Below are 18,145 nucleotides of genomic sequence, written 5' to 3'. Positions count from 1 at the left end.
ATTTTAATCTAATGAGCCATCACTATGGCAATCTTTTAGTTTTTTAATTAATTACTATTAATATTATTTGTGTTCACAATGATAATAAACTCCAGCTTAGTTTGCAAGACTAGGGTTAGGTTTATACCCTAATTTTGTAATGACATCATTACTTTTATTCAATTTGGGATTAGCATAAAGAAAAGTTGATTCATTACCTTTATCCATCACAAAATCTATACCCTGTGCAGTAGCAACTTCTTGGATAGCTTTTGCTACACGATCTTGAATAGGCTTCATTAATTGTGTCCTTCTTTTAAAGAGGTCGCCTTCAAATCCAAACTTTTGTTTTTGATAGTCCTTTACTTCTTTTTCTCTTGTTACGATTTCATCCTCACGACGGCGGCGCATGTCTTCATTGAGTAATACTTGATCTTTTTGATACGCCTGATAGAGCTTTTCGATTTCCGCATACTTCTGATCAACTTCCTCTTGCCATTGTTTAGAGAGATCATCCAGCTGCTTTTGCGCAGTTGTATATTCAGGAATATGCTTTAAGATATATTCTGAATCAGCATATGCAATTTGTTGGGCAAATGTCGCTGTAGCACTAACGACTACAAAAGCTATAACTAACAATAATTTTTTCATATTTCCTGTAAGTTTTTATAGACTATACGTTTAATTGTTTAACACTAATTTACCTTATGACTTTTGATAATTCCAAAAGTTTAATTCGGTAAAATCGTTCTAAGTAAATTTAACGCTCAAAAATAAGAAAAAAGAAGCAATCTAATAGATATTTATCAGGTTTAACACTATTTAACTTGTTGGCCAATCAACAAACCATTAATCTTCTAATGTTGGCATGTTTTGCTTTTAGTGCTAGCGTAAGAAATGATTTTGACGAGAACACTTTAAATCAAAAAAGCTATCCCCAATTTCTTGCGATAGCTCTTTTTAACTTTATGTCCAAATAACTTGGAATTAGCAAGGACTAGAAACCGCCCATATTTTGCATGATACTAAATGTAAAGTTTTGTTTCCATGTACTGCTCGGCAAACCAGGAATAGGATCGAATGCATGTCCATAGTCTATTCCCAACATACCAAAGATCGGTAAGAAGATACGAGCACCTACACCCGCAGAGCGGCGTACTTTAAATGGGTTGTATTCGGTGAACTTATTCCATGTGTTTGCGGCTTCGGCAAATGCCAAGACGTAAACAGTGGCCTGGTCATTTAACATAACCGGATGACGCAACTCCATTTGATATTTTGTGTAAATCGGGCTACCTGAATTTCTTGCCACATTCACATTTTGTGTCCCTTCAGGAATGATTACGCCATTTGCATAGCCACGCATTGCGATGATTTCCGAACCTTGTAAGTAATCAAACCCTTGCATACCATCGCCCCCAACTTTGAAACGCTCGAATGTGGAAATTTCAGTTTTGCTGGAATATTTACCCAAGAAACCAAATTGAGCTTGCGCTTTGAAAACAAGTTTACCAACAATTTTTGCATACCACTGCGAATCAAATTTCCATTTGTGATATTCTGTCCAACGGTAACGTTCTTGCGCCGAACCATTTTTATAGTCAATGTTATTGAACAATGAATATGGAGGGGTCAATTGCACCGAAAATTTGATGTTAGAGCCCGAAGTAGGATAGATAGGAGCATCGATAGAATTACGGCTAAATTCCTGTGTCAAGTTGATGTTATAGGCTGTACCATTGTCAAATAGGAAGTAATTTCCATAGTTTTGTAGCTTATAGCGCTGGAATGACAAAGAAGTATTTGCCTGGAACCAGTTGTCTGGCCATTGCAGGCGTTTACCTAAAGTAGCCGTAACACCTGTCATCCAGATGCGGTTTAACTCTGAATCTTTTACAATTTGTTCTCCAGTATAGTAGTTAAATCCTCCATACGATGAGCTTGACGTATAGGCACTCAAGCCAAAATAAATTGGTTTTTTCCCACCTAGCCACGGCTCTGAGAACGAGAAGCTATACGATTGATAGCGTTTACCCGAAGTTTGCCCACGGACACTCAATTTCTGTCCATCCCCGCGTGGTAACGGTTTCCATGAACTTTTGTCAAAGAAATTGCTGGTAGAGAAATTATTGAAGGTTAATCCTAAGGTTCCGATAATCTGCCCTGCACCATAACCACCAGAAAGTTCGACCTGATCCGAAGGTTTTTCTGTTACGTTATACACGATGTCCACCGTACCCTCTGCATAATTTAAATTTGTGGGTACCGGGTTGGTTTTTTGTTCATCAAAATTTCCCAACTGGGCAATTTCGCGCACACTTCGCATAATTTGTTCTTTTGAAAACTTTTGACCTGGTTTTGTGTAAATTGACCGTAAGACAACACGGTCATTGGTAACATCATTACCTTTGACAATAACATTGTTGATCGTATATTGAGCCCCCTCATAGACGCGTAAATTCAAATCGATCGTGTCGTTGTAAATACGGGTTTGTTCAGGGTCTACCGAAAAAGTAAGATAACCATCGTTCATATAGATGGAAGAGATGTCATCACTATTTTTTGTGGGCCCCATCAATTTTGCGGTTAATTTTTCTTCTGAAAACACATCGCCACGTTTGATCCCTAAAATTTTGTTAAGTAAGGTGTCAGAATATTTAGCGTTACCTGTCCAGACAATATTACCTACATAATATTTAGGACCTTCGTAAATGTCAAAATTTACCAACACATTTTTCTCACCCTCGCGAATAACAGTATCCTTTAGGATAGTCGCATCACGATATCCTTTGTCAGCCATTTTTTTGATTAGGTTTTCTTTACCTTCTTTGTATTTCTCTTCCTTGAATTTTCCTGGGCCAAAAATACGGTACCACATTTTTTGTTTTATAGGTTTGGCCATTTTTCTCAACTCTTTCTGAGAAAAATGCTCATTGCCCGTAAAAGTCATTTTTTTGACTCTAACCTTATGTTTTTTATCTACATCGGCAATAAGTATTTCATTATTAGCCTGTGCAGAGTCTTTCACAGTCTTCAACGTAATCTCCGGATATAAATAGGCTTTTTCTTTTAGAAAACGCTGAATGGTAGCACGCGTAGTATTCATCAAATTTTCATTGACGATTTTGCCTGTGTTGCTATTTAAACGTTTGCGTACTTCTTCGGTTTGACTTTTACTTAAGCCATTGATGTCAATTCGAGTTAAACGGGGACGTTCTACTACACGAATGGTCAAAAATATATTTTCACCTTCAATTTTGTCTGCCCATAATTCGACATCATCAAAGAGGCCTTGAGCCATCATATCCTTCACTACTTTTGCAGTTGCCTCACTTGGAACTTCCAAATATTGACCGACCGACAATTTAGATATGGTAATTAATACATTTTTATCTAAAAATTGTGTTCCAGTTATATCAATTGCACTAATTACATAGTTTTTAGGATTGAGATAGCTGATTTTTTCTGGGTCATTTAAATTGAACGCACCTTTGTCCTGTCCGTAGACGAGTTGCATTGATGAGAGACCAAAAAATAGTATTACGGGTAGTATACGCTTCATTTATCTATAATTATTGGCGCTAAAGTACACCAATCGTTTGTTAATTTTTGTTAATTAAGAAAATTTAACCAGCTTGTTTTTTTCAAATCAGTGGACAAATTTAATAAAATCATTTATAACTGCTCACTTGTTTTTCCAAACCTTCTTTCACGTTGTTGGTAGTCTACTATCGATTTGTACAAATCCTCTTTAGTAAACTCAGGCCACATCTTATCTAAGAAGCACAGTTCTGAGTAAGCAATTTGCCAGAGTAAAAAGTTGCTTATTCTCAATTCTCCACTTGTGCGTATGAGTAGATCAGGGTCTGGAAGGTTTTGCGTATAGAGGTTTGAAGCAAATAACTCATCGTCAATTTCATCTATAGTGAGTAGTCCATCTTTTACTTGTTGTGCTAGATTTCGAGTAGCATCTACGATTTCTTGGCGGGAACTGTAGCTCAATGCTAACGTCAACGTACAGTGTTTATTTTCTTTCGTCGCTACTATGGTCTCCTGAAGCTTTTTTTGTGCATGTGAAGGTAGTTTGCTAATGTCGCCAATGACATTCAAGCGAACCCCATTTTCCTGAAAAGTTTTAATTTCTTTTTTGAGTGAAGAAACCAATAGCTCCATAAGCGCCATGACTTCCAGTTTAGGTCTATTCCAGTTTTCTGCAGAAAATGCATAAAGTGTCAGAAATTTAATATTGGCTTTTACACATCCTTCTAAAGCTTCTCTCACTGCTTTTACACCATTTTGGTGTCCAAAAACACGAAGTTTTCCTTTCTGTTTTGCCCAGCGTCCATTTCCATCCATGATGATGGCGATATGCTGTGGCAACTTAATATTATCTATCTGATCTAAAAAACTCATTTTTGCTGTTTTCAATAAAATTAACACCTAACCGGTCATGCTGTTTCGGCGTCTTAAAACCTATGCTCGGTTTTTCTGTACTCCTATCAATGAATAGTGTTTGTCAAACTTTTTCATCGAATGAATGATTTCATGCAAATTTCTCATAGGAACTTAATCATTCCACCGCCCTTTACTTCTTCCAAATATCGATTTTTAATTGGAAATTCAGAAGTACAATATATATAAAGATGAATTGAAATATCTTGGGCAATCAGTTTTGGTGCTTTTTTTCAACTAGCGCGAGCTAGTTCGAATCTAGTAATACCTTAGTAGTTCCTGACATCAATCCCCCAAAGTAATTTCTCGCGCAATGTGCTGAAAAAGCTTTCATGGGGGAGTCTAATGAGATTAATCGTAAATGGAGCCTGCTTAATCGTTAATTTTATGGATGTATCAATAGACTCATTTTTCGAATCACAGCTCAGAATGTATTGATTGCTACGGCTCTCTATTTCTAACTCCAGGGTAAACTGATTGGAAATGACAATCGGTCTAACATTAAGATTGTGAGGTGAAATAGGGGTAATCACGAAATTACCGCTTTCGGGCATAATAATTGGCCCCCCACAGCTCAGCGAGTATGCCGTTGAACCGGTAGGTGTAGCGATAATCAGTCCATCAGCCCAATATGAATTAAGCCATTCACCGTTGATGCGTGCATTTACGGTAATCATGGCCGAGCTATCGTAACGAAATACCGTAATATCGTTCAGTGCGTAGTGATTACCTTGGAACAAATTTGTCTGCTCGGATTCGACAGAAAGCAACACACGCTTTTGTACACTATAACGCTGGTTAAGAATGTCATCCAAAGAGTCTTCAAAATCATTTTTATTGATTGAAGCTAAGAAACCAAGTCGACCGAAATTCAATCCAGCGATTGGAATTCCAGAATCTTTTATTAGTGAAACGGCAGACAACATTGTTCCATCACCACCCAAACTCAGCATTATGTCGATACAACCTTTAATTTCTTGGTACGTATGGTATGTTGAGAAATTAAAATCACATTCAAACTGTGTGATGAGAAATTTATGAAATGGTTCATACACCCAAATTTCAATATGTTTATCTACAAGATACTCAAACAAGTGTTTCACATGTGTTATAACAGAGGGTTGAAACTCTCTTCCATATATTGCGATTCTCATATTGTTTTCAATTTTAATGGGGGCAAAGATGAGAAAAAAATAATTCTAATTATATGTTGATGTAATTCATGAGCTGTTGATAGCGGTCGGCAGTGTCATCGAAGGATGCTATCGTGTTGTGAGTTTCCAAAATTATGTAGTTATGCCTCAGAAATGAATTGAGCAAAGCACCAATATTTGATTTGTCGATTTTTAGCGTAACTTCAATATTATCGGTGTCCAAATTTATTTTGGTAGCACAATTGAGAATTCTGCAATTATCACTTTCCACGAGATGCGCAATTTGAGACAATGAAAAATCATGTAGTCCGATGGCTAAGACAATAATTGCGCCCGATTCGTTTTGTGATTGAATCAAACTGATTGCTTTTAAAATATCTAACTGCGTACAGACTCCAATATATTTGTTGTCCTGGTCTAAAATAGGAACAATTGTGCCACTGTACACAGTCATCATCACCAGGGCATCATAAGGATGTTGATTAAACTTTAACGGTATTGGAACTGTATTTATGGGGATGGAAGAAAGTAATGCCTCCTCGTCTTCGGCTTCCAGTAAAATGATTTCATTGACCAAGCCAATATATTCGTCTCCATTTAAAACAATTAATTCTTTACAAAGCATATCTTGCAGCTTTTCGAGCGCCTGTTGTATTGAATCAGTATTTTGAATGCTGAAATCTGCGTTTGAAAGAAATTGACCTATTAGCATATCCAAACTTAATAAAAAAACTAGGTCAAAAGAAATTTTAAGGATGAGATTTCTGCTTAATTCTTTGAGTTGCTGTAGCACTTCGAAAACTCAGGCAAGAGGACAGATTGCATAATTGCAAATAAGTACATTTTTAAAGTTTAAAATTGTACTTTTATTACCATTCTGTTATTATTTTTGTCAGCGAATTGAGAAAGGCTTGGTTAGAAGCTTTTCTAAGGATGTAATTTCTAATCAGAAAAATAGGATTGATGACCACAAGCGAGAATAAAAAATTTATTGATATACGTGAAGTTATTCACAAAAAGAACACGGGGCTTGCTAAATGGATTCCGTCTTTTTTAATGAATTATTTAAAAAGGACAATTCATGAAGATGAGATAAATGATATTATGACGCGCTTTGCAGATCTTCAGGGATTGGATTTTGTTGATGCTTTAATCAATGATCTGGATGTAACGGTCAATTTGTACGGTGCGGAAAATATTCCAGCATCGGATCCTGTAATTTTTGCATCCAATCATCCCTTGGGCGGATTGGACGGTATCGCATTTATGCATGCTATTGGTAAGCACCGGCGTGACGTCAAATTTTTAGTGAATGATATTCTGCTAAATATAGGCAATTTGAGACCTCTTTTTGTGGGGGTAAACAAGCTCGGAGGGCAGGGAAAACAGGCTATTACAGCGATTGAAGAGGCATATGGTGCCGATGATGCGCTATTGGTATTTCCCGCTGGTTTAGTTTCCAGAAAACAAAAAGATGGGCATATTGAGGATCTTGAATGGAAGAAAAGTTTCATCAGTAAAGCAAAAAAATATAAAAAAGATGTCATTCCAGTGTTAATAGACGGTAAAAACTCTAAGTTTTTTTATAATTTTGCAAGGCTTAGACAGAAAATAGGTCTTAAGGTAAACCTTGAAATGTTATATTTACCTGATGAAATGTTTGCTCAACGTGGACATACCGTCAATATTATAGTAGGAGAAAGAATCCCTTATACAGCGTTTGATCAATCAAAAAACGAAAAAACTTGGGCTGAGGAAGTGAAAAGAAGGGTTTATGGATTGGCTCAAGAAAAATAGAATTTATGCAAGAAATTATACCTCCAGTTGATAAAGCATTATTGAAGACCGAATTGAATAAAGACGTTTTCTTACGATATACCAACAATGGAAATAACGAGATATATTTAATCAACTATCATAATTCGCCAAATGTCATGCGGGAAATTGGGCGTTTACGGGAGTTGACTTTTCGTGGGGCAGGCGGAGGTACAGGACTTTCAATTGATATTGATGAAAATGATACCTGCGAAGATTGCTACGATCAGTTAATCGCGTGGAATCCCGAAGATGAGGAAGTAGTTGCTGGTTATCGTGTCATCAAATGTGCTGACGCAGGAGAGGTAGATGGTGTGCCCAATTTGTCAACAGCGCATTATTTTCAGTTTTCTGATTTGTTCGCACAAGAATATTTGCCCTACACCATAGAATTGGGGCGCTCTTTTGTCCAACCTAAATATCAACCCGCAATAGACAATCGAAAAGGAATTTTTTCGTTAGATAACTTGTGGGACGGCTTAGGAGCCTTGGTTATGCTTAATCCGGAAATAAAATATCTCTTCGGAAAAGTAACTATGTATCCGCATTACAATAAAGATGCGCGTGATATGCTGCTTTACTTTATGGATTATTATTTCCCTGATCACGATAACTTGGTATTACCCCTTCCTGCATTGGAAATAAAGAACGATTACGATCGTTTTATAGGTATTTTTGATGGATTGGATTATAGGGAGGGATATAAAGTTTTAAACAGTCGTGTAAGAGCATTGGGAGAGAATATTCCACCGCTCATCAATACGTATATGAACCTTTCGCCAACCATGAAATCTTTTGGTACAGCACGTAATAATGAATTTGGTACTGTGGAGGAAAAAGGCATCTTAATTGTAATAGACGATGTATACCCTGGAAAGAAGGAACGCCATATGAATACGTTTGAGCGGGACCGTGAATACGGTCATCGAAAGCCTAAACGCGGATAAAAAGCAAAAGGGGGATTCATTTATGAATCCCCCTTTTAGCTGTTATAAAATATGCTGACTAGGCAGGTTTTATACATATATAGAGCCCAAAAGCCAAAATAGCGCCTAAGATGGGGCCCACGATAGGAATCCAAGCATAGGACCAGTCCGAGCTGCCTTTTCCTTTAATTGGCCAAAGCGCATGAAATAGGCGCGGACCGAGATCACGGGCAGGATTTATGGCATACCCTGTAGTACCACCCAATGATAAACCAATGGCCCAAACCACAAAAGCGACAGGAATAGCACCAAGGGAACCCATACCGATGGGCTCAGTTTTTTCATTGATGGTAATCTCTTGGCCTGTAATGAAGAAAATTGCAAAAATTAACACAAAGGTTCCGATGATTTCACTCACCAGGTTTGTTGAAGTATGTCGAATATTCGGTATAGTGGCGAAAACACCGAGTTTGGTCGTAGCATCTGCAGTAGCATCGAAGTGATCTTTGTGCATGGCGTAGGTTAACATAGCACCACAGAAACCGCCGGCAACTTGGGCAAGAATATAGCCAGGCACTTCCGTCCATGAGAGTCCATGATTGAGAGCGACAGCAATTGTTACTGCAGGGTTGAGGTGCGCACCGGTATAGGGTCCCGCAAATACTACCCCCACGTATACTGCAAGTGCCCATGCCGTGGTGATTACAATCCATCCACCATTTTCACCTTTTGTACCTTTCAATATAACGTTGGCGACAACTCCGTTCCCCAAAAGTATTAGGAGTGTTGTACCGATAAATTCTGCTAAATAATGGTTCATGCTATGGGCTAGTTTTCGGTCCAGTACTGTAATGCTTTAACTCCTTTGGTCCAGAGTTTAATGATCTTGTTAGTTTGGTCTTCTTGTTCAGTTTCGGGTTCAAATAGACGATCCTGTGCCCAAAACTTCGATATTTCCTGCGGGTCTTTCCAATAGCCCACAGCTAGTCCCGCCAAGTATGCCGCGCCCAAAGCCGTTGTTTCTGTAATTTTTGGTCGCACAACGTTGCTATTGAGTATATTGGCCTGAATTTGCATGAGCAGGTTATTTCCAGTCGCGCCACCGTCTACACGCAATTCTTTGATCGGTATGCCACTATCAGCTTCCATTGCCTGTAGTACATCCCGTGTCTGAAGGGAGATTGCTTCCAGCGAAGCGCGTGCAATATGGCCATTGGTTGTTGCGCGCGTGAGTCCAAATAAAGTGCCTTGTGCACGGGCATTCCAGTATGGGGCTCCCAATCCTGCAAACGTTGGGATAAAGGTGATGCCACCATTATCTTTTTCTGTAAGTGCCAGTTGTTCAACGTCGGCCGACTTATGGATAATGTTAAGATTGTCGCGCAACCATTGGACCAATGCGCCGCCGATAAATATGCTGCCTTCCAAGGCATATTCTGTTTTTCCGTTGATTTTCCATGCAACGGTTGTTAAAAGGTTGTTCTTTGATCGGATTGGTTTACCGCCAATATTCATTAACATAAAGCATCCCGTTCCGTACGTATTTTTGACCATTCCTTTCTCGATACATTGCTGTCCAAAAAGTGCAGCCTGCTGATCGCCGGCAATTCCTGCTATTTTGACTTTGTGGGCAAAAATGGTTGTCCGGGATTCTCCATATATCTCGCTGCTTTCTTTTACTTGCGGAAGCATGGCAGAGGGGATGTCAAACAATTCAAGGAGTTCCTTGTCCCATTCCATGTTGTGGATATTAAACAGTAAGGTACGGGAAGCGTTGGTGACGTCGGTAATGTGCGCGTCTCCGCGGGTGAGGTTCCAGACGAGCCAGGTGTCGATTGTTCCACAGATTAATTCTCCGCTTTGTGCTTTTTCCCGTGCACCCTCTACATGGTCCAGAATCCATTTTATTTTAGTAGCGGAGAAATACGGATCTAATATCAGTCCTGTTTTTTCCTGAATCATATCGTGTTTTCCAGAACGGCGTAGTTCGTCGCAATAATCTGCAGTGCGTTTATCTTGCCAAACGATGGCATTATAAATGGGTTTTCCGGTTTCTTTGTCCCAGACGACAACGGTTTCGCGTTGATTGGTTATGCCGATAGCGGCAATATTTTTACCATTTAATCCTGCCTTTGTGGTGGCTTCTGCTGTGACACCTGCCTGCGTTGACCAGATTTCATGTGGGTCATGTTCGACCCATCCCGGTTGTGGGAATATCTGTGTAAATTCCTTCTGGGCAATGGAAACTATATTTCTGTCTTTATCAAAAATTATTGCTCTGGAGCTGGTGGTACCTTGATCCATTGCCAAGATGTATTGCTGTTCCATAATTGAGTATTGTTGGTTATTTTTAGTGTTACTTCAAGATATAATTTTTTGCAACTTTTTGAAAGTTTTCTATTTGATCATTTTGCCAATTTTCATCTTTACCCAGTTCCTGTGCGAGTAATCTCGCGACGTCAGGAGCTGCTTCAACTGCAGCTTTTGCATCCTGAAAGAGCATGCGTACACGACGGGATAGCACATCTTCTACTGTTCTGGCAAGCTCATTGCGTGCCGCCCAAACAACCTCTGCCTTTTTGAATTCAAGGTGCGCTATTAATTTCTCGTTCCATTCAGGATTTTCCTGGGCTAATGCACGGATAGCTTCTTGGTCAGCACCATAAATATAGAGATGATTGCTTCTGTCTGATGTCGGAATGGCACTATAAATCGTTTGTGTGGCGGACCGACTTTCTTTTTGCGGTAAACAGCCAATTTTTATCGCTTTGTCGATCGTATCTTGTCCCATTCGACGAAATGTTGTCCACTTTCCACCAGTTAAAGTGAGTAATTTCGAGTCGCTGACAATTACCTTGTGGCTTCGTGAGATTTCTTTGGTTTTATTGGAGTTGCCAGTAGGGGCGGCCAATGGACGAAGGCCAGCGAATACCGCCAATGCATCTGCTCTTGTTGGCTGTTTCGTCAAGTAGCGTCCCGCAGTTTTCAAAATAAAATCGATTTCCTGTTCCAAAGCTACGGGTTCAAGGCTGTGTTCATCAATCGGGGTGTCGGTTGTTCCTGCAATGACCCGATTGTGCCAGGGAACTAGGAAAAGGACACGTCCATCGTCTGTTTTTGGAATCATGATCGCATCATCTCCCGGGAGAAATGATTTGTCAAATACGAGGTGGACTCCTTGGCTAGGACGTACCATTTGTTTGGCTTCCGGTCTATCCATTTTTAAGATATCATCGACAAATATGCCTGTTGCATTGATTATTGCCTTACCTTGTATCGTAAAAACTTCACCTGTTTCGGTGTCATTGGCGATAACACCGTTTATTCGTCCGTTCTTATCCTTAGTGAGATTATTCACTTTTACATAATTTAGGGCAACTCCACCCATCTGTATGCAGGTTTGGGCTACATTGAGCGCAAGTCTTGAGTCGTCAAATTGCCCGTCCTGATAGACCACTCCACCATATAAACCTTTTGGTCTAACCGTGCTTATCCGACTAAGTGTTTCATCTTTATTGATATGGATGGATTTTCCCAGACTTAATTTACCGGCCAAAAGATCATATATTTTCATTCCAATGGTATAGAATGGACCATCGAACCAACTGTAATTGGGTATGATAAATGATTGGTTTTTGACTAGATGCGGTGCATTTTTTTGAAGTAAACCTCTTTCATGAAGCGCTTCTTTAACCAGTGCGATATCACCCTGAGCCAAGTAGCGAACACCACCATGGACAAGCTTAGTTGCTTTGCTTGATGTGCCTTTTGCAAAATCAACCTGTTCCAGTAAAATTGTTTTGAAACCTCGGCTCAATGCGTCTAATGCAACACCTAAGCCGCTGGCACCGCCGCCTATGACGATAACATCCCACGAGCTCGTATCTTTTATTTTTTCTATCAGTTTTGACCTTTTGAATTCTTGGTGTTTCATTTTGTTTCGTTTTGGTCTTGTATGGTGAATCTTATATACCTGTTTTTCCGCTTCCTGATTGCTAAGTTATGGTATATTTATTAAATTTTAAAAGAAATTAAATCATATTTATGTTAAGGTATGGTGTTTGTTTTTGTTTTGTTTTGTTTTTTTATTGTTTTGATTTTAATATGAAATAAGCTTTTCTGTTTTTACCAACAGCTCCTTATGGAGTGTCAATAAGCTGTGTGTTTTTTTCCTCGCTAATAAAGAGTATTTGATAATTGCCCCAATTTGAATATTTAAGGCAGCATCTGTGCTGTCCGGTCATGTTTAACGATCCGATCAAAATGTATGCTGTGTGATCGCGGATGTTTTTATGGTCGATAGCTATATCATGTTTAACCATTATATGCTGCTTATGTTTTGGTTTGGGTAAATGATTTTGTAATTTTAGAGTACTATTTAATTTATTTATGATGAGAAATATAAGATTATTTCTGTGTGGAGCTGTTGTGTTTTTTGGAACGGTAGTTTTACAGTCTAAAGCGTTTTCACAACAGGCTACTACAACTGAGGAGTTTTCAAAGCCTTACCATCCAGATGCTGATGCACAAAATGATATTGATCAGTTATTAGTTCAGGCAAAGAAAGAAAGGAAAAATATTATTATCCAAGCCGGGGGAAACTGGTGTGTCTGGTGTTTGAGATTTAATGATTATATCCACAAAACCGTAAGTGTAGACAAGTTGTTGAAGAATCGCTTTCTCTATTATCACCTGAATTATTCAAAGGAAAATAAAAACGAGGCTGTTTTTCAGAAGTATGCTCCTGAAGGAAATAAATTAGGTTATCCATTTTTTATTGTGTTAGACAGAAACGGAAAAACACTGCATGTACAGGAAAGTGGGAATCTGGAAAAAGGAAAAGGCTATGATGAAGAAAAAGTACTTAACTTCTTTACAGCTTGGGTGGCGAAATAAATGTTTTTGAAACCGTAATTTCTATGATATACTAAAATAGAAAATAGTAAATAAATGAACTGAAAGCCTCTTTTTAAGGGCCTTTCTTTGTAAGACCTAAACAGCCCTGTATAATACGTTAACCGCCTGCTGAAATCGGGGTTTAAGTTGTGAACAAGTTCGGAAAGAGAACTCTCCAACAAGCTAATTGCCTTGTATTTTATACTGATCTAATTCGAAGCTGACAGGTACTTTAAACGCTTTCATCCGAATGAGGTCCCTATCAAGTCCCTATTAGGTGCGGATGATGTCCGTATCATATTAAGACTTGGTATGAGGTTTATCGGTGCGATCCGCGTTGATGAATGAGGCTGGGTATCTGCACTTGGTTTTCGAATTGAATCCCGATTATAATTGGGGCGGTTAAACAAAAATAAAACGGTCCCGTTTATAAGACCGGGACCGTTTTATCGTTATATAAAAATACTCTTTAGCAAACATACACGTTGCGATTGTTGCGACTTCAAATAGTTTTTTTTGGACAGAATAGCTTATTGATACCCCAATAATTTCATGACTTGTTTGGAGTTTTGTTCTTCACCAAACACTTCGTAGTTGAATGTTTCGTCTCTATTGCGACGTACGAGCACATGTTTAGGCGAAGGCAATAAGCAGTGATGAATTCCTCCATATCCGCTTAATACATCTTGATAGGCCCCTGTATGAAAGAATCCCAAGTATTGTACCTTTCGTGTCTTTGGCATAAATACCGAATTCATATGTGCCTCCTGATTATAATAATCCTGACCATCGCAGGTAATACCCCCTAGATTGACACGTTCATATTCCGAATCCCAGTTGTTTATCGGCAAGAGAATGTATTTTTGGTTCAATGCCCACACATCCGGTAAATTCGTAATAAATGAGCCATCAATCATAAACCAGCGCTCACGGTCATTTTGTTGCTTACGACCGAGTACCTTGTATAGAATACCTGAAGCTTCAGCAACGGTGTATTTACCAAATTCGGTAATAATATCGGGTTCCATTACCTCGTGGTGCGCGCAGATTTGTTTGATCCGGTTCACAATTTCATTGACCATATATTCGTAGTCAAAGTCGTGCACCAGTGAATCCTTAAACGGCATACCGCCACCGATATCCAAGGTATCTAAGTCTGGGTTTACTTTCTTGAATTTACAGTATAATGTCACATATTTCTCCAGTTCATTCCAGTAGTAGGGAGTGTCTGAGATACCTGAATTAATGAAAAAGTGAAGTAACTTGACTTTAAAGTTTGGATTGTCAACGATTTTGTTGTTATAGAAGTCAATGACGTCTTCCTGACGGATTCCCAAACGAGATGTATAGAATTGAGAGTCTGGTTGCTCTTCGGATGCAACGCGTATTCCTAACCCACAAGGCTCATCCAGTTCGATTTCATCATCGTATAGGTTAAACTCTTCTTTGTTGTCCAGTACCGGTATAATGTTTGTATACCCGTCATGGATCATATCCACAATATACTGTTTATACTGGTAGGTTTTGAACCCATTACAGATGACTGTAATGTCTTTTGTTACTGTTCCCTGTCTTTCCAATGAATCGATCATCGGCATGTCAAATGCAGAGGAAGTTTCCAGGTGGATATCATTTTTCAAGGCCTCTTCTACAATGTGCTTGAAATGGGATGATTTGGTGCAATAACAATATTTGTAAGATCCGCGATAGTTATGTTTCAGAATTGCGGTCTGAAAAAGGATTTTCGCTTGCTGAATTTTTTTGCTGACGATAGGCAAATAGGTAAAACGTAACGGCGTACCGTACGTTTCTATCATTTCCATTAAATTCAAATCGTGGAAATACAATTCGTCGTCGATGATTTCGAATCCGTCCTGCGGAAAACCAACACTTAAGTCAAGAAATTCCTGATAGCTCTGCATTTTTTATTATTTTTGCAAAGATATACTTTAATGGTGAATACCTAAATAAGGAATGTTATTTATTTCCAATTCACTATCAGGAAGTTGTAAAAATTACAAAATCATTAAATGGCAAATTCTATTCAAAAGCGACTTGTTGAAGTCACTGTACAGGCTGTAAAAGAGCTTTACAATGCAGATATTTTAGAAAATCAAATTGCTTTACAAGCTACCCGAAAGGAGTTTGAAGGACAAATTACGATCGTAACTTTTCCGGTAACGCGCTTTTCGAAATCTTCTCCGGAACAAACCGGAAGAGAAATTGGTGCTTATTTGCAACAGCATATCGCTGAAATATCGGATTTCAATGTGATCAAAGGGTTTTTGAATATTGTTCTTTCTGATGCTTACTGGATCACTTTGCTGAACCAGACGATCACTGCGAAGGACTTTGGCGTATTTCCAGCAAATGGAAAAAAACTGATGGTGGAATACTCTTCTCCTAATACGAATAAACCGCTGCATTTAGGCCACATTCGGAATAATTTATTAGGATACTCCGTAGCCGAAATTCTGAAGGCCTATGGTTATGAGGTGATCAAAGCGAATTTGGTGAATGACCGTGGTATCCATATTTGTAAATCGATGTTGGCCTGGCAGAAATTTGGTTCCGGTGAAACGCCTGAATCTACCGGGATGAAGGGAGATCACCTCGTCGGAAAATATTACGTCGTTTTTGACAAAGAATATAAAAAGGAGATCGAGGTATTGAAGGCTGAAGGGCAAACCGAAGATGAGGCAAAGAAAAATGCGCCTTTGATGAAGCAAGCCCAAGCGATGTTGCAACAATGGGAGGCCGGTAATGAAGAGGTGATCTCACTTTGGAAAACTATGAACAGCTGGGTATATGCTGGATTTGAAAAGACCTATAAGCAATTAGGGGTCGATTTTGATAAATATTATTATGAATCGAATACTTACTTGTTAGGTAAAGATATTATTGAAGAAGGTTTGGACAAAGGCGTTTTCTTCAAGAAAGAAGATAACTCCGTTTGGATTGATCTAACAGACGAAGGATTGGATCAGAAGCTTGTGCTTCGTGGCGACGGTACTTCTGTCTATATCACCCAAGATTTGGGGACAGCTCAACTAAAGTATGATGAGTTCAAAATGAGTGAATCTATCTATGTGGTGGGTAACGAGCAGGATTATCATTTCAAGGTATTGTTCTTAATCTTAAAAAAACTTGGTAAAGCCTGGGCTGAAGGTTTGTTCCATTTGTCTTATGGAATGGTCGATCTTCCATCTGGTAAAATGAAATCAAGGGAAGGAACAGTTGTTGATGCGGATGATTTGATGGCTGAGATGCTTAAAACTGCGCAGGAACGGACTGAAGAGCTTGGGAAGACGGAAGGATTGGATGAAGCATCCAAAGCAGCTCTTTATGATACGATTGGAATGGGGGCGCTTAAATATTTTCTATTGAAGGTAGATCCCAAAAAACGTCTCTTGTTTGATCCCAATGAGTCCGTCGATTTTCAAGGACATACAGGTCCGTTTATTCAATATACACATGCACGTATTAAATCTGTCTTAAGTAAAGCTGAATTCAATTTTGACAGTGCGGTTTCTGTACCGGCAACGATCTCTTCTTACGAACGTGATTTGATTCAGCAACTGGGGGCATTTCCAGAGACTATTGAAGCCTCAGCACAAGAGTTCAGCCCTGCCCAGTTGGCGAATTATATTTATGAAGTAGCCAAGATTTATAATAAATTTTATCATGAGGAAACCATCTTGAAAGCGGACGATCACGATGTTAAAAACTTTAGGTTGCACTTATCTGCTTCCGCAGCGAGGGTTATTGCAAAAGGAATGAATTTATTGGGTATCCAAGTGCCTGAAAGAATGTAATATGATAGAGAAAATTCGAGTAGGACTCATTGGTTTTGGAATTTCAGGTCGAGTTTTTCATGCCCCCGTGATGCGTTCGATTATGGAACTGGATCTTGTCAAGGTGACGGCACGCAAAGCTGATCAGCAGAGTTTGCTTAAGGAACGCTATCCGCATGCGGAAATTGCCTTGTGTGCAGACGATATTTTTAACGATACAACCATTGATCTTGTCGTAGTTGCAACATCCAATGAAATGCATTATCCGTTTGCAAAACGTGCACTGGAGGCAGGAAAACACGTTGTTGTTGAAAAGCCATTTACCAATAGTGTCGAACAAGCAGATGAACTTATTGCTTTGGCAAAGGAGAAAAATCTGATCTTGGCACCCTATCATAATTTAAGGTTCAACTCCGATTATCGGACTGTTGAGAAAATGGTAAAAAGCGGGAGATTGGGCCGGATTGTGAATCTAGAATCTCGGTTCGATCGTTTCCGTAATTACCTGCGTCCTAACGCCTGGCGTGAGGAAAATTTGCCGGGCTCTGGTATATTTTATGATTTAGGACCACATCTCATCGACCAGGCGCTGCAATTATTTGGAAAGCCAAATGGAGTCTTTGCTGATTTGGCCATCCAACGGGATCACGCCCAGACGATTGACAATTTCGACTGCCTATTGTACTATGATAATTTGCGGGTATCGCTGAAAGGTTCCATGCTTGCAAAAGAACCTACGCCACGGTATCGTATCTTTGGGATGAACGGAAATTTTGTGAAATATGGTATTGATCCACAGGAAGCCTTATTACGGGATGGTAAATTCCCGGATGAGGATCCAAACTGGGGGCAAGAGGATCCAAGTCTCTACGGTAAGCTTAATATTGTGGAAGAAGGTAAAGATATCGAAGAGGTTATTCCTTCCGAAATAGGATCTTATCCCGATTTTTATCAGAACGTGGCGGATACAATATTAGGAAAAGCTGATTTGATTGCATCGGCAGAACAGGCTCGAGATGTTATTCAGATCATTGAACTGGGATATCGGAGTCAATTGGAACGAAAAGTTGTATCCGTTGAAAACACATTGATTGCTTATTAGAACGCCGCTGTGAGTAGAAAATACGAT

Annotated in this window: 14 protein-coding genes; 5 read left to right on the top strand and 9 right to left on the bottom strand. The window is 39.1% G+C overall.

Translation table 11 applies throughout. From position 1 onward, the window contains the following. Positions 1-96: 96 nt before the first annotated feature. The 5 genes from QE382_RS17455 to QE382_RS17435 all read right to left on the bottom strand — a co-directional run bounded on the left by QE382_RS17455 (position 97) and on the right by QE382_RS17435 (position 6,297). Positions 97-630, bottom strand: coding sequence for an OmpH/Skp family outer membrane protein (locus QE382_RS17455; protein WP_307187051.1), 534 nt, complete (start codon positions 628-630; stop codon positions 97-99). A 346-nt stretch (positions 631-976) separates the two neighbouring features. Next, entirely contained in the window at positions 977-3,541 is a 2,565-nt protein-coding gene (gene bamA, locus QE382_RS17450) for an outer membrane protein assembly factor BamA (RefSeq protein ID WP_307187050.1), read from the bottom strand. Positions 3,542-3,654: 113 nt separating this feature from the next. Continuing rightward, complete coding sequence (uppS, locus tag QE382_RS17445; RefSeq protein ID WP_307187049.1) at positions 3,655-4,392, bottom strand: undecaprenyl pyrophosphate synthase; 738 nt, start codon at positions 4,390-4,392, stop codon at positions 3,655-3,657. 308 nt (positions 4,393-4,700) lie between these two features. After that, the gene (locus QE382_RS17440) at positions 4,701-5,585 is read right to left on the bottom strand and encodes an NAD kinase (protein WP_307187048.1); all 885 of its coding nucleotides are present in this window, start codon (positions 5,583-5,585) and stop codon (positions 4,701-4,703) included. A gap of 49 nt (positions 5,586-5,634) precedes the next feature. Further along, positions 5,635-6,297, bottom strand: a complete 663-nt coding sequence (locus QE382_RS17435; protein ID WP_307187047.1) for a CBS domain-containing protein — start codon at positions 6,295-6,297, stop codon at positions 5,635-5,637. Positions 6,298-6,548: 251 nt separating this feature from the next. Here QE382_RS17435 and glsA point away from each other — a divergent pair, with 251 nt between their 5' ends. Together glsA and glsB are read left to right on the top strand one after the other, a co-directional pair. Beyond that, positions 6,549-7,382 (top strand): lyso-glycine lipid O-acyltransferase GlsA, encoded by an 834-nt coding sequence (glsA, locus tag QE382_RS17430; RefSeq protein WP_307187046.1) that lies wholly within the window; start codon positions 6,549-6,551, stop codon positions 7,380-7,382. 5 nt (positions 7,383-7,387) lie between these two features. Beyond that, a complete protein-coding gene (gene glsB / locus QE382_RS17425; RefSeq protein ID WP_307187045.1) occupies positions 7,388-8,347 on the top strand; it encodes a glycine N(alpha)-acyltransferase GlsB in 960 nt (319 codons plus the stop codon). Positions 8,348-8,405: 58 nt separating this feature from the next. Here the strand turns inward: glsB and QE382_RS17420 are convergent, their stop codons facing one another. Genes QE382_RS17420 through QE382_RS17410 form a run of 3 tightly spaced genes read right to left on the bottom strand, consistent with a single transcriptional unit; the run spans position 8,406 to position 12,260 of the window. Continuing rightward, entirely contained in the window at positions 8,406-9,146 is a 741-nt protein-coding gene (locus QE382_RS17420) for an MIP/aquaporin family protein (RefSeq protein ID WP_307187044.1), read from the bottom strand. Between the two features lie 8 nt (positions 9,147-9,154). Continuing rightward, complete coding sequence (glpK, locus tag QE382_RS17415; RefSeq protein WP_307187043.1) at positions 9,155-10,654, bottom strand: glycerol kinase GlpK; 1,500 nt, start codon at positions 10,652-10,654, stop codon at positions 9,155-9,157. A gap of 28 nt (positions 10,655-10,682) precedes the next feature. Beyond that, complete coding sequence (locus tag QE382_RS17410; protein ID WP_307187042.1) at positions 10,683-12,260, bottom strand: glycerol-3-phosphate dehydrogenase/oxidase; 1,578 nt, start codon at positions 12,258-12,260, stop codon at positions 10,683-10,685. Between the two features lie 455 nt (positions 12,261-12,715). Between QE382_RS17410 and QE382_RS17405 the strand changes: the two genes are divergently transcribed. Next, positions 12,716-13,222 (top strand): thioredoxin family protein, encoded by a 507-nt coding sequence (locus QE382_RS17405; RefSeq protein WP_307187041.1) that lies wholly within the window; start codon positions 12,716-12,718, stop codon positions 13,220-13,222. 530 nt (positions 13,223-13,752) lie between these two features. On the opposite strand, the gene QE382_RS17400 is transcribed toward QE382_RS17405, so the two are convergent. Further along, on the bottom strand, positions 13,753-15,144 hold the full coding sequence (locus tag QE382_RS17400) for a type III PLP-dependent enzyme domain-containing protein (protein ID WP_307187040.1): 1,392 nt from the start codon (positions 15,142-15,144) through the stop codon (positions 13,753-13,755). A gap of 108 nt (positions 15,145-15,252) precedes the next feature. Here QE382_RS17400 and argS point away from each other — a divergent pair, with 108 nt between their 5' ends. Then, positions 15,253-17,037, top strand: a complete 1,785-nt coding sequence (gene argS / locus QE382_RS17395; protein WP_307187039.1) for an arginine--tRNA ligase — start codon at positions 15,253-15,255, stop codon at positions 17,035-17,037. Position 17,038: 1 nt separating this feature from the next. Next, positions 17,039-18,118 carry an oxidoreductase gene (locus tag QE382_RS17390; RefSeq protein ID WP_307187038.1) on the top strand — a complete coding sequence of 360 codons (1,080 nt, stop codon included), beginning with the start codon at positions 17,039-17,041 and terminating at the stop codon, positions 18,116-18,118. Positions 18,119-18,145: the final 27 nt, after the last annotated feature.

This window comes from Sphingobacterium zeae, from assembly GCF_030818895.1.
In the GTDB taxonomy this organism is placed as follows: domain Bacteria; phylum Bacteroidota; class Bacteroidia; order Sphingobacteriales; family Sphingobacteriaceae; genus Sphingobacterium; species Sphingobacterium zeae.
This window is presented reverse-complemented; position numbering and strand designations above follow the sequence as displayed.